General features: G+C 66.4%; 11 protein-coding genes. 8 read left to right on the forward strand and 3 right to left on the reverse strand.

Annotated features, from left to right (window positions below; all coding sequences use genetic code 11):
- Positions 1-5: 5 nt before the first annotated feature.
- From cydX to M4578_RS16275, 5 genes are all read left to right on the forward strand, one after another.
- Positions 6-143 (forward strand): cytochrome bd-I oxidase subunit CydX, encoded by a 138-nt coding sequence (cydX, locus tag M4578_RS16255; RefSeq protein WP_258094342.1) that lies wholly within the window; start codon positions 6-8, stop codon positions 141-143.
- Positions 144-322: 179 nt separating this feature from the next.
- Positions 323-1642 carry an NAD(P)/FAD-dependent oxidoreductase gene (locus tag M4578_RS16260; RefSeq protein WP_258094343.1) on the forward strand — a complete coding sequence of 440 codons (1320 nt, stop codon included), beginning with the start codon at positions 323-325 and terminating at the stop codon, positions 1640-1642.
- Between the two features lie 12 nt (positions 1643-1654).
- Complete coding sequence (locus M4578_RS16265; RefSeq protein ID WP_258094344.1) at positions 1655-2008, forward strand: DUF5368 domain-containing protein; 354 nt, start codon at positions 1655-1657, stop codon at positions 2006-2008.
- A gap of 3 nt (positions 2009-2011) precedes the next feature.
- The gene (locus M4578_RS16270; RefSeq protein WP_258094345.1) at positions 2012-3019 is read left to right on the forward strand and encodes an SLAC1 anion channel family protein; all 1008 of its coding nucleotides are present in this window, start codon (positions 2012-2014) and stop codon (positions 3017-3019) included.
- A 285-nt stretch (positions 3020-3304) separates the two neighbouring features.
- The gene (locus M4578_RS16275; protein ID WP_258094346.1) at positions 3305-3763 is read left to right on the forward strand and encodes an NUDIX hydrolase; all 459 of its coding nucleotides are present in this window, start codon (positions 3305-3307) and stop codon (positions 3761-3763) included.
- A 27-nt stretch (positions 3764-3790) separates the two neighbouring features.
- Here the strand turns inward: M4578_RS16275 and M4578_RS16280 are convergent, their stop codons facing one another.
- Positions 3791-5080 carry a cytochrome-c peroxidase gene (locus M4578_RS16280; protein WP_258094347.1) on the reverse strand — a complete coding sequence of 430 codons (1290 nt, stop codon included), beginning with the start codon at positions 5078-5080 and terminating at the stop codon, positions 3791-3793.
- On the opposite strand from M4578_RS16280, the gene M4578_RS16285 reads away from it, so the two are divergent.
- A complete protein-coding gene (locus M4578_RS16285) occupies positions 5072-5548 on the forward strand; it encodes a tetratricopeptide repeat protein (protein WP_258094348.1) in 477 nt (158 codons plus the stop codon). The genes M4578_RS16280 and M4578_RS16285 overlap by 9 nt on opposite strands.
- A 36-nt stretch (positions 5549-5584) precedes the next feature.
- Here M4578_RS16285 and M4578_RS16290 read toward each other — a convergent pair whose 3' ends face one another.
- On the reverse strand, positions 5585-6091 hold the full coding sequence (locus tag M4578_RS16290; protein WP_258094349.1) for a flavin reductase family protein: 507 nt from the start codon (positions 6089-6091) through the stop codon (positions 5585-5587).
- A 238-nt stretch (positions 6092-6329) separates the two neighbouring features.
- Complete coding sequence (locus M4578_RS16295; RefSeq protein ID WP_258094350.1) at positions 6330-6647, reverse strand: hypothetical protein; 318 nt, start codon at positions 6645-6647, stop codon at positions 6330-6332.
- 9 nt (positions 6648-6656) lie between these two features.
- Between M4578_RS16295 and M4578_RS16300 the strand changes: the two genes are divergently transcribed.
- The gene (locus tag M4578_RS16300; RefSeq protein ID WP_258094351.1) at positions 6657-11450 is read left to right on the forward strand and encodes an Ig-like domain-containing protein; all 4794 of its coding nucleotides are present in this window, start codon (positions 6657-6659) and stop codon (positions 11448-11450) included.
- Between the two features lie 114 nt (positions 11451-11564).
- The gene (locus M4578_RS16305; RefSeq protein ID WP_258094352.1) at positions 11565-12860 is read left to right on the forward strand and encodes a TolC family protein; all 1296 of its coding nucleotides are present in this window, start codon (positions 11565-11567) and stop codon (positions 12858-12860) included.
- Positions 12861-12877: the final 17 nt, after the last annotated feature.

A 12877-nucleotide genomic window follows, 5' to 3' on the forward strand; every position in this document is an offset into this window, starting at 1 on the left:
ACGATATGTGGTATTTCGCCTGGCTTCTCGGCCTGCCGCTGGCCGCCCTGTTCGCGGTTCTGAACGCGATGTGGCTGGAACTGCGTGTGGACGCCTGCTTCACCGACGAAGGGGATTGCCCCGTCGGCGAGCACAAGCGCTGAGGTTCCGAGTTCTGCTGTCACTTCGTCCCTGACAGCGGGAGCAAGGGCGGGGCGGGCCCGTGTGCGGCCCGCCCCATCTCATCGGAAAGAAAAGAAGCAAAGAAAACTCGACTTTGATCTGGGTCATCGTGAGTCCGGATCGAAAATTCGAAAAAAGCGATGTGTCGAGGAGGGTAACAATGACCGACATCAGAGATTTCATGCCCAGCCGACGGGGTTTCCTGGGGCTGGCAGCCGGCGCGGGGGCGCTGGCCGCAGCGGGGGCCGCTGAAGAGGCGCAGGCGCAGGTCGCCACCAACGCCCATATCGTCATTCTGGGTGCGGGTGCCGCCGGCACCGCGCTGGCCAACCGGCTAGTGCGTCGCTTGGATGGCGCCAAGATCACCATCGTGGATGGCCGCAAGGAGCACTGGTATCAGCCGGGCTTTTCGCTGATCGCGGCGGGCCTCAAGGCGCCGAACTATTCCGTGAGCCAAACCACCGACTGGCTGCCGTCGGGCGTGGAGCTGAAGCAGGACTTCGCCGCCAATATCGACCCCGAGGCCAAGACCGTCGCGCTGCAAGGCGGCGAGGTGCTGAGCTACGATTACCTCGTGGTCGCCACCGGCCTGACGCTGGACCATGCCGCCATCGAGGGGTTCGACCTCGATCTGGTGGGCAAGGAGGGCATCGGCGCGCTTTATGCGGGGCCGGAATACGCCGCGCGAACCTGGGAGGCCGCGCGGGCCTATACCGAGACCGGCGGCGTGGGGCTTTTCACCCGCCCGGCGACCGAGATGAAATGCGCCGGCGCGCCGCTCAAGCACACCTTCCTGATCGACGACATCGCCCGCAAGGCCGGTGGCCGCTCGAAGATGGATGTGCATTACATGGCGCAGAACGACACGCTGTTCGGCGTGCCGATCGTGTCGGAAAAGGTGCGGATGCTGTTCGGTCAGCGCCAGATCACCCCGGAATATTCGCATGTGCTGAAGGCGATGGATCCGGGCGCCAAACGCGCCACCTTCGCCACGCCGCAGGGCGATGTGGAGATGGATTACGACTATATCCACGTCATTCCGCCGCAGCGCGCGCCGCAGGTCGTCCGTGACAGCGGGCTGAGCTGGGCCGACAAATGGGTCGGCGAGGGCTGGATGGAGGTCGATATGGCCAATCTCCGCCACCTCCGCTACCCCGAGGTCTTTGCGCTGGGCGATGTGGCGGGCGTGCCGAAAGGCAAGACCGCGGCCTCGGTCAAATGGCAGGTGCCGGTGGTCGAGGATCACCTCGTGGCGCAGATCGAGGGCACGACCTCCGACAGCGCCTATGATGGCTATACCTCCTGCCCGATGATCACCCGCGTGGGCCGCGCCATGCTGGTCGAGTTCGACTATCACAACAACCTCGTGCCCAGCTTCCCCGGCATCATCGCGCCGCTCGAAGAGCTGTGGGTGAGCTGGCTGATGAAAGAGATCGCGCTCAAGGCGACCTATAACGCCATGCTGCGTGGCCGGGCCTGAGGAGGAGAGACCATGAAAGAACTTACCTTCGGCACCCTGATTGCCGTTTTCGAGGAAATCTTTGGCCAGGGCCTGTTCTGGGCGATGGTCGTGGCGGCTGTGATCGTCACGGTCGCCTATCTCTACGTGCTGATCCGCGACCGTGCGGTGAGCTGGCGCAAGTTCCTCTGGGCGCAGCTCTCCATGCCGGTGGGGGCGGTGCTGGCCGTCTGGTTCGTGCTGTTCGAAACCCGGTCGAGCCTGGCCGATATCGGCGGGCCGATCGACGTGATCCTGCTGCTGGCGATTGCCGCCGCAGGCGCCATCGGCATCGCAATCCTGGTCTACACGCTCGAATCCCTCTTCCTGCGCAAATCGGAGGACTGAGCCATGTCCGACGTCACCCCCCAAGCCTCGGGCGCGGCCGCTCAGGCCGCCGCCGTGCCGCATAGCCGGCTCGCACATTTCCCGGTTACCTTCTTCGCGTCGGTGATGGGGCTTGCGGGGTTGGCGCTGGCACTGCACCGGGCCGAACTGAGCTTTGGCTGGGCCCATTGGGCAAGCCATGCCGCGCTTTGGGCGGCGGTTGCCGACTTCCTGATGATTGCCGTCTTCTTCGCGCTCAAGGCATTGCGTGAGCCCAAGGCGTTCATGGGCGAATGGCATCACCCGGTGAAACTTGCCTTCTTTCCGGCGATCTCGATCTCGATCCTGCTGATCGCCACGGCGATGCGGCCGGTCTCGGCCGATGCCGCGCGGGTGGTCTGGGTTGTGGGGATGCTGCTTCAGGGCACGCTGACGCTGGCGGTGCTGTCCGGCTGGATCGGGCACCGCCCGTTCCAGCATATCCATATCTCGCCGGCGTGGTTCATTCCGGCGGTGGGCAATATCGTGGTGCCGGTCGCCGGGGTCAGCCTCGGGTTTCCCGAAACCTCCTGGCTCTTCTTCTCCGCCGGGCTGGTGTTCTGGATCGTGTTGCTCACGCTGGTGATGAACCGGTTGATCTTTCACGACCCGCTGCCGGGCCGTCTGGTGCCGACCCTGGTGATCCTGATCGCGCCGCCCGCCGTCGCCTTCCTGAGCTGGCTTCAGCTCAATGGCGGCGTACTCGACGGGTTTGCGCGGGTTCTCTATTACACCACACTGGTTTTTCTGGGGCTGGTGCTGACCCAGGCGCCGGGCATTCTGAAGCTGCCCTTCGCCATGTCCTGGTGGGCGCTGAGCTTTCCGGTTGCGGCGCTGACGATCTCGACCCTGCGCTATGCCGAGCTGGCACAGCTTCCGGCACTTGTGGCGGCGGGCGGGGTCTTTCTTGCGGTGCTGCTGGTGATCGTCGCCTATCTGATCCTCCGCACCGGTCTGGCGATCCTGCGCGGAGAGATCTGCCAGCCGGAATAGGCCGGCCCCGGCCCAACTGGAGACACGACGCAGCCTTCTGCGGAATTTCCCTGCCCGGGCGCCCCAAACGGCCGGGCAGGGAATGGGCCCGGACGACCCTCCTGTCCGGGCCCGACTTATAGCAGCCTTTCCCGCATTTGTGAGGGGCAGCCGCCCCGGCCCGGCATTTTTGCCGAAATCCCGCGATTTCTGTCGCGGGACCACATGCATTTTTGCGAAACTGTCATACTTGAGTTAAGAAAACCGCATATTCCGATGTGATAATTTCGAGCGGTGTGTATTCGGATGACCAAGCTAGGCGAACAGATCGCGGCTTTGCCCATGCATTGGGACAAGAAGGGCAACCTTCAGGTGCTCATGGTGACCTCGCGGGACACCGGGCGCTGGGTGATGCCCAAGGGCTGGGAGATGGACGGCAAGAAGCCTTGGCACGCAGCCGAGATCGAGGCGCTCGAAGAGGCCGGGGCGAAGGGCTATGTCAGCAGCGAGCAGATCGGCAGCTATCGTTACGGGAAACTGCTGGACGATGGCGAGGTTCTGCTTTGCGAGGTGCGGGTCTATCCGATGATCGTCGAAAAGCTGCTCCGCAACTGGAAAGAGCGCCACCAGCGCCGGCGCAAGTGGTTCACGCCCAAGGCTGCCGCCAAGCGCGTGCACGAGCCGGAATTGTCCGAGCTGCTGATGACGCTGACGAAGAAGCCCAAGAAACAACCGGTGATTCAGGGGCTCCTGCGGGTGTCGTGACCTGTCCGGGCGGCGGCTGTGCGGCGTTTAATCGACCGGCAGGCCGCTGGGCACCGTGTCGGGCCGTCCCAGCGGGCGTTCGGCGGCGCTGGCGCCGGTGAGGGCGTGAAGAAAGGCTTCGATGTCGTCGACCTCGGCGCTGTTGAGCGGCACGCGCGGCACCTCGACGGTTTCGAGCTGTCGCGCGGTTTCCAGCCGGTCCTCCATCAGCACGAAATCATACTCGGCCAGGCGCGCGACCGTGGGCAGGTGGGCAAGTTGCGGCTGCCAGCGCATGCGTTCGCCGACCGGGTTGGCCATGTGGCGGATCATGCCGCGCAGCGTCGGGTAGGCGCCGTTATGGCCGTAAGGCGCGGTCAGGGCGACGTTGCGCAAGGGCAGGGTGCGGAAGCGATAGGCATCGTCCGGATCGTCGGTCACCCCCATGCGTCCCACGTCGCGCGGGATCGGATCGTGTTTGCGAATCCGCCCAGGCCCGAACCCGGGCAGCCCCATCGCGTGATAGGACTGATCGCTGAACAACGGTCCGGAATGGCAGCCCGCACAGCCCGCCGCGCCGAAGAAGAGCTGCCGTCCGCGTTCGGCGGCTTCGGGCAGCGGTGTGCCGCTTTGCAGAAAGGCATCGTAGGGGCTGTCGAAGCTCTGCCACTCGGTGCCGATAAAGGCCGCAAGCGCGTTGGCAATCTGCACGATGGTGATGTCCTCGGCGCGCGCGACCTCGGGAAAGGCCGCGGCGAACAGGTCGGCATAGGCCGGGATCGCGGCAACGCGCGCGGTCAGCAGCGGCCATCCCTCCCAGACGGCGCCGGCCACCGCATCGGCCACGGGGTTTTCGCCCGGGTTGCCCGCCATCTCGAATTCGGCGGTCATCGGAAACAGCGCCTGCACGGCGAGGGCCGAGGTCAGCCCGTCCGGCAGATGCCGCCCCGCCGGGCTGGCAAAGCCGCTGGGAAAGCCCGGGTCGCGTTCGACCCGGCCGTCGTGAAACAGCACCGAGACGCTACGGTGGCCGAGGTTCCATAGCCCCGGCGCGTTGCGGGGGATGCGTTTGGCGATGTCGCCGGGGGCCCGCGCGGGGCCAAGCCCGGCGCCGCCCTCGCCGATGCCGAGGCTGAGCCGGTCGGTGCTGTTGAGATCGTGGTGATGGCAGGTGGCGCAGGCGATGTTGCGGTTGCCGCTGAGGATCTTGTCGTAGAACAGCAACTGCCCGATCCGGGCTTGCGCCGGATCGAAGGGCAGGAAATCATGGGCCTCGATGGGTTGGGCGCCGGCCCCGCCCGCGATCAGCAGCATCAGGCCCGCCAGACCATGCGCCACCTTGGCTTTGCCCTTTGCCTTCTGCTTGCGTCCCCGGCGATGGCCGGGCGCGTCGGCGAGGCGCGCGCGCTGCTGGCCGAGGGGCGGATCGAGGAGGCGCTCACGCTGCTCGATCCGGTGGCGCGGTCGGGAAATGCCGATGCCGAGGAGATGATCGGCGTCATCTACGGCATGGGGCTGGGCGGGGCCGCCGATCAGGCGCGGGCCTTCGAATGGCATCAGCGCGCCGCGCTCAAGGGCCACGCCGGCGCGCAGATGTCGCTGGGCTGGTGTTACGAGCAGGGCATGGGGCTGCCCGCCGCCGATCTCGCCCGCGCGTATCTCTGGTACAGCCTCGCGTCGATCGGAGGGCATCCGGACGGTGCCGGGGCCGTCGAGGCGCTGCGCGCGAAACTGGCGCCGGAAGAGATCGAGAAGGCTCATGCGATGATCGCCGATTATCAGGGCTGGCTCTATCCTTACCGCTAAGTCTGCGCGGCTTGCCGGTTTCGGGCAAGCGCGGAATCAGGGCTCTGGAACAAAGGCGCCGTAACGCCCGCCAGAGAAGATCAGCGGCTCGCCGGGCAGCGTATCGACCCGGCGCACGCGGCCGATCAGGATCGTATGGTCGCCGCCGTCATGCTCGGCCAGTTTTTCGCAGTCGAAACGCGCCAGACATCCGTCGATAAGCGGCACGCCCTCGGCGTTCGGCTGCCAGCGCGCGGCGTCGAACGACTCGCCCGACCGGGCGAAGGCCTGACAGAGCGGCGCCTGGTCCGCGCGCAGGACGTGAATTGCGAAATGAGCGGCGGCCACGAAGAACGGGTAGCGCTGCGAGCGCTTCGCGGGCGACCACAGCACCAGGGGCGGATCGAGCGATACGCTGGCAAAGCTGTTCGCGGTGATCCCCAGCGGGCCGTCCGGGGTGTTGCAGGTCACGATGGTGACGCCGGTCACGAACCGCCCCAGCGCGTCTCGGAAGGCACGGGGGTCGGCGGCGGCGGGATCGAAGCTCTCTCCCTGCGGGCTCATGCGGTCCGGTCCGGTCGTGTCGGCAATGCGTCTGGCACGCTGCGTCTCCTGTCTTGGGCGATTTGCGCCATCCTTGCCGATGTGCCGCAGAGGGTCCAGATGGGGGCGCGGCGGAGGGGTCAGGGAAACGGTCATGTCTGGTCCCAATCGGGTCGGTTGCGGCGGGGTCTGCGGCCAGCGGTATTGGGTGTTTCAGAAGGGTGAAACATAAAGATGTATGTTTTCAGCATCTTATGTCTCAATTTTTGGTTGTGCTAAGCGCTGGAACTCGCTGTTGATTTTTGACAACAGCCCCCGGATGCGGCGAGGTTTTCTGCATTCGAGCAAAATTGTCGCTGGCGAATATGGCGAAAATAAGGTAGCTGGTTACCAGAACAAAAAAGCCGCCAAAAACATAATAATCGGCGGCCTGAGGTAGAGTGGTGTTATCATGAATGCGATTGGTTTCGTAGTTCGTACCCGTGCGGGTGCGGTCTCTAAAGGTAGTGTCGGCGGCGAGGGCGAAGGGTTCCTGATCGACGCCGGAAGCGGGAACCAGGTTTCCCTCAATCTTCATCAGGCAGATGTGACGAGCTACGAGCGCTCCGGAAGCGATCTTCTGGTGACGCTGGCCGATGGCCGCGAGATCGTGCTCGAGGGCTATTTCAGCGGCGGCACGCCGGCGCAGCTTTATCTCAGTGCCGACAACGTGCTGCACGAGGTCACCTTCGTCGATAGCGGCACCGGCACGCTTTACGCGCAATACGGCAATACCGAGACCTGGGGCAAATGGAGCCCCTCCGACGACCTGCTCTTCTACGAGCGCCCCGCCGTGGTGGCCGAGGGCTATGGCGAGGAAGAGGTCAGCATGTTCGCCCCCGGTCTGCTGGGCGCGGGGATGATGGGCGGCGCCGGCATGGGCGCGGCGGTTCTGGGCGGTGCGGCCCTGCTGGGGGCCGTCGGCGGCGGCGACAGCGGCGATGGCAGCGGCGGCGGCACCGGAGGTGGTGGCGATGACGGCGGCAGCGATGGCGGCGCCTGGATCCCCCCGACCGTCAACGACGCGAATATTCCGATCGTGGTGGGCGGCACCGACGATCCGAGGATCGTGATCACCGGCACCGGCACCCCCGGATCGACCGTGACCGTCACCATCGGAACGGCCACCGGTCAGGCGGTGGTTGATTCCGACCGAACCTGGGAAGTGGTGTTCGAAGAAGACAACATCCCCGAAGACGGCACTTATGACGACGTGAACGTCACCGTGGTCGAGCCCGACGACACCGTCACCGATCTGGATGGGCCGGACGTGACCGTCGACCTGACTCCGCCGGATCTCGAGATCGTCGACGGGACCGTTTCGGTGGGCGATATCGTCAATGCCGAGGATTATCAGGACGGTGTGACCGTCGATGGCACCGCCGAGGTCGGATCGACCGTCCAGATCAATCTGGGCGATTACTCCGAGACCGTCGTCGTCGGCGATGACGGCCACTGGAGCTTTACCTTCGACGGTACGGTGGTGACCGAGGGGGAATATGTCACCGACATCACCGTGTCGGCGACCGATCCCTATGGCAACACCACGGTTGTGACCGATGCGCTCGACATCGACACGGTGCCGCATCCGCTGACCATCGACCCGGTGGCCGGCGACGATCTGGTCAACGCGGCCGAGGCCGAAGAGGGCTTTGCCATCACCGGCACCTCGACCGCCGGCGCGACGGTGATCGTGGGCTTTGGCGATGCCACCTATGAAACGGTGGTCGGAGCCGATGGCATCTGGTCGGTTGCGGTCAGCGAAGAGGATTTCGCCGGCGGCGAATACATCGCGGAGATCACCGCCACCACGGTGGACCGGGCGGGGAACATCTCCAGCGCCGGGGCGGAGGTGCAGATCGACACGGTGGGCGCGCTCCAGATCACCGGCACGCCGCTGACCGGGGACGATATTTTCAACGCCGAGGAATTTGCCGGCGGTGTCACGCTGACCGGCACTTCGCAGCCCGGCTCGACCGTGATGGTCGAGATCGGCGGCATGAGCCAGGAAGCGGCGGTGGCCGCCGATGGCACCTGGTCGGTCACGGTCACCGGGCTGAGCGCGGGCACCTATGTGACCGAGGCGGTGGTCACCGCCACCGATCCCTCGGGCAATGTGGAAACAGCCAGCCATTCCTTCACCGTCGATACCGAGATCTCGGTGACGCTCGACAGCCCGATCGCGGGCGATGGGGTGGTGAATGCCAGCGAGGCAGAGGGCGGTGTGGCCCTGACCGGCAGCGCCGAGGCCGGCGCCACGGTCACCGTCGAGATCGGCGGCACCAGCTACACCACCGTTGCGACCGATGCGGGCCTTTGGAGCGTGACCGTGCCCTCCGGTGACATCGCCGGCGGCACCTATACGACCGGGATCACCGTGAGTGCTGTGGATGTGGCGGGCAATGCCACCACGACCACCGGCACGCTCTCGGTCGATACCGAGACCAGCGTTGCCCTCACGGGCACGCCGCTGACCGGAGACGATGTGATCAACGCCCAGGAGATGGCCGGCGGGCTGACCCTGACCGGCACTGCCGAGCCCGGCGCGACCGTCATGGTTGCCGTGGCCGGTCTGAGCCAGGAGGCCTCGGTCGATGCCAGCGGCGCCTGGACCGTCACCTTCACCGGGCTGCCGAGCGGCAGCTACGACACCGAGGCGACGGTCACCGCGACCGATGCGGCGGGCAACAGCGCGACGGCGACCCATGCGTTCGCCGTCGATACCGAGGCCGGCGTGACGCTGGATGGCGGGATCGCGGGGGATGGCGTGGTGAACGCGGTCGAAGCCGCGGGCGGCGTTGCGCTTTCGGGCAGTGCCGAGCCGGGCGCCAGCGTGGTGGTCGAGGTGGGGGGCAACAGCTACACCACCATGGCAACCGCCTCGGGCGTCTGGACGGTGACGCTGCCGGCATCGGATATTGCCTCTGGCACCTATGGATCGGCTGTGACCGTGACGGCCACCGATGCCGCCGGCAACGTGGCCACCACGTCCGGCAGCTTTGCGGTGGATACCGAAACGGCGGTCACGCTGAACGGCGGCATCGCGGGCGACGGTGTGGTGAATGCGGCGGAAGCCGCGGGCGGGGTCGCGCTTTCGGGCAATGCCGAGCCGGGCGCCAGCGTGGTCGTCGAGGTTGCAGGCACCAGCTATACCACCACGGCCACCGGCGCCGGTGTCTGGACGGTGACGGTTCCGGCGGCGGATGTCGCGGCAGGGACCTACAGCAGCGGCGTGACCGTGACGGCCACCGATGCGGCGGGCAACGTCGCCACCACCACCGGCGGCTTTGACGTCGATACCGAGACCGCTGTCGCGCTGTCCGCGACGCCGGTCGAGGGCGACGGCATCGTCAACGCGGCCGAGCGCGGCGACGGCGTGACCCTTACCGGCACCGCCGAGCCGGGCGCGAGCGTCGCCGTGACGCTGGGCGCCGTGACCCATGCGGCCACCGTGGACGCTTCGGGCAATTGGGCGGTGAGCTTTGCCGCCTCCGAGATTCCCGAAGGCGAAACCACGCTGCCGGTCACTGCGGTCTCGACCGATGCGGCGGGCAACAGCGCGACCGCCAGCGGCGAGATCGCGGTGGATACGCTGGTGCGCAACTTTGGGATCGCCTCGACCCCGGGCGGTGCGGATGGTGTCATCAATGCCGAAGAGGCCGCCGAGGGGTTGACCCTCACCGGCACCACCGAGCCGGGCGCGAGCGTGCAGATCACGCTCAATGGCCTTGCCCGGACCGCGACCGTGGATGCGGATGGCAACTGGACGGTGACCTACAGCGCCGCCGAGCTGCCTTCGGGCGAGCAGACCGTGGCGCTGACCGCGACCTCGACCGATGCGGCGGGCAACACCGAGACGCTGACCCAGAATGTCGTTATCGACACCGAGGCCGGGCTGCTGACCATCAGCCCCGATCCGGTGGAGGGCGACGATGTGGTCAATGCCGCCGAAGCCTCGGACGGTGTGGTGATCACCGGCACCTCCACCCCCGGGCAGATGGTCGAGGTGACGATGGAAGGTGTCACCCACACGGTGCAGACCGGCAGCGATGGCGTCTGGGAGGCGCCCTTCTCTGCGGCAGAGATCGCACCGGGCACCTATACCGCCGAGATCACCGCGACGATCACGGATGCGGCTGGCAATACGCTGACCCGGACCGATACCGTTGCCGTGGATACCGAGGTGGTGAATTTCGCGATCTCCGACACACCGGTCGAGACCGACGATGTGGTGAACGCGGCCGAAGCCTCGGACGGGATCGTGCTGACCGGCACCACCGAACCGGGCAGCAGCGTCACCGTCACCTTCGAGGGCACGACCCGCACCGCCACCGTGGATGCCGCCGGCAACTGGAGCGCCAGCTTCACCGCCGCCGAGATCCCCGACGGGCAATACGATGCGGTGGCCGAGGTCTCGACCACCGATCCGGCGGGCAACACCGCCACGGCCTCCGCCAGCTTCGCGGTCGATACCTATGTGGACAGGCTTGCCACCTCGGATGAGCCGATCACCGAGGACAACGTCCTGAACGCAGAGGAGGCGCGTGCGGGCTTTACCCTGACCGGCGTCGTCGAGGCGGGGTCGACCGTCGCGGTGACCGTCGGCGGAGTGGTGCACGAGGCGACGGTGGAGGTCTCGGGCGCCTGGAGCGTGGACATCCCCGGTGCCGTGATCCCGACCGATGCCACCGCGCTTTCGATGCAGATCGAGGCGGTGGACGCCGCCGGCAACAGCAAGACCATCACCGAGAGCGTCGCGCTCGACACGGTGGCGCCGGACACGCCGGATGTGGAAAGCTATACCCGCGACCATACCGGTCTGCGCGGGATCACGCTGGAAACCGGCGAGGGCGATGTGGCGATCTCGCATGTCACCGACGAATCCGGCGCGGTGATCGAGAGCGTGGATTACGACGCCTACGACATCGCGGTGCTGGGCGAGACGGCCTATTCCTTCAAGGATGTTGTGCCGGACGGCTCGCATCTTGTGGTGACTGCCACCGACGATGCGGGCAACCTGTCGGGCACCTATCTGGTGGTCGATGACACGACCACCTCCGAGGTGACGATGACCGGCCAGCTCGCCAATGCGCTGTCCGAGTTCAATATCGAAACGATTGATCTTCAGTTCGCCGAGGAAAGCGCACTGACGATCACCGAGGCGCAGCTTGTGGCGCTTTCGTCGCATACCGACACGCTCACGGTTGAGGGTGGCAGCGACGACAGCGTGACGATCCTCGGCGCCAGCCATGTGGGTAACGATGGCGAAGGGTACAATATTTTCTCGCTCGGTGACGCCACGCTGCGCATCGACGAGGACATTACCAACGTAGTGATCTGAGTACGAGTAGACGTCCGGAGGCCCGGGAGCGGGCCTCCGGATCCCGACATCATAATGAAAATCGGGCCGTTAACGGGGGCACGGATGAGGCAGACAAGCAGGCGAAGCCTGGGCATGATCGCCGTTTTGGCGGTCTTGCCGGGGTGTATGAAGGGCACGGGCGAGGGGGTCGTCTCGCGGTTCATGGGCATGGAGCCCACCGCGACGGCGCCCGGCACCAACAGTGCCCGGCCGGTTTCGGCAAACGTGGCGGACGCATCGCCGATCATTGCGACACTTCAGGGCAGGCGCAGCGCGATCAGCCCGGGAACGCCCTATGCCCGGGTGGCCGAGGCGGTGATTGCCAGCGATGCGCGCGTTGCCGAGGCCGAGCTGCGGGTGGCACGGCTTCGGGCCGAGGCGGCGCAAAAGAACTGGCTGCCCAAGATCGGGCCCAGCGTGTCGCTGAACTCGCTCGGCGAGTTCGTGGCCGAGCTGGTGATCGAGCAGGTGCTGTTCGACAACGGCCGCAAGATCGCCGAGCGCGACAAGGCCAAGGCCGATGTCGAAGTGGCGGCGGTGGCGCTGGTCGAGGATGGCAACACGCGCGTCTTCGAGGCGCTGTCGCTGTACCTGGTCGCCGAGGAAGGCCGCGAGGCCGGGGCGCATTTCGCGCGGGCGCACAAGGATATGGCCCAATTCGAATGGGTGATGAACGAGCGGGTGGCCGGCGGCGTGTCGGATATGTCCGACCTCAACGTGCTGCGTCAGAAGCTCGCCTCAATCATGGCGCGGCAGCAGCGCGCCGAGGAAAGCACCCGCACCGCATTGGCCGAGCTGAACGCCATGTCGTCGCGCCGGCTCGATGAGCTGCGGGGGCTGGGCGATCTGCGCGCCGCGACCGAGAACGCGCCGCTTGCGGTGCTGCGCGCCGAGGCGGAGCGCGAGGTGTCGATGGCCGAGGCCCGCATCCTGCGGGCGGGCCATCTGCCGGGGCTGGGCGCCACGGGCAGCGTCTCGAAATCCGGCGATGTGACGGGCGGGCTCGAGATCACCACCGACTCGCTTTTCGGGCTGGGCACCATGGCCGAGCTGAACGCCATCGAGGCGGGCAAGGAAAGCGCCGACCGCCGCGTCGCGCAGGCACGCGAGACCGCCGAGCGCGAGATCGCCAGCCAGTCGCGGCAGATCGAAGCCTATCGCCGTCAATTGTCCGAGGCCCGGCTGCTGACGGTGCAGGCCAAGCAGAACCTAGACCTCTTCCAGCGCCAATACGAAGGCGGGCAGCGCCAGGTGATGGATGTGGTGGGCGTCTACGAGACCTATGCCTCGGCGCTGGAGACCGAGATCGACCTGCGCTATCAGGCAGCCCGCTCCGAGCTGGAGCTGGCCCGTCTCAAGGGCGCGCTTGCCGAGGGGGCGAAGATTTGAGCGGTACGCCGCTCTCG

This window comes from Salipiger pentaromativorans, assembly GCF_024721115.1.
GTDB classification, from domain to species: domain Bacteria; phylum Pseudomonadota; class Alphaproteobacteria; order Rhodobacterales; family Rhodobacteraceae; genus Salipiger; species Salipiger pentaromativorans.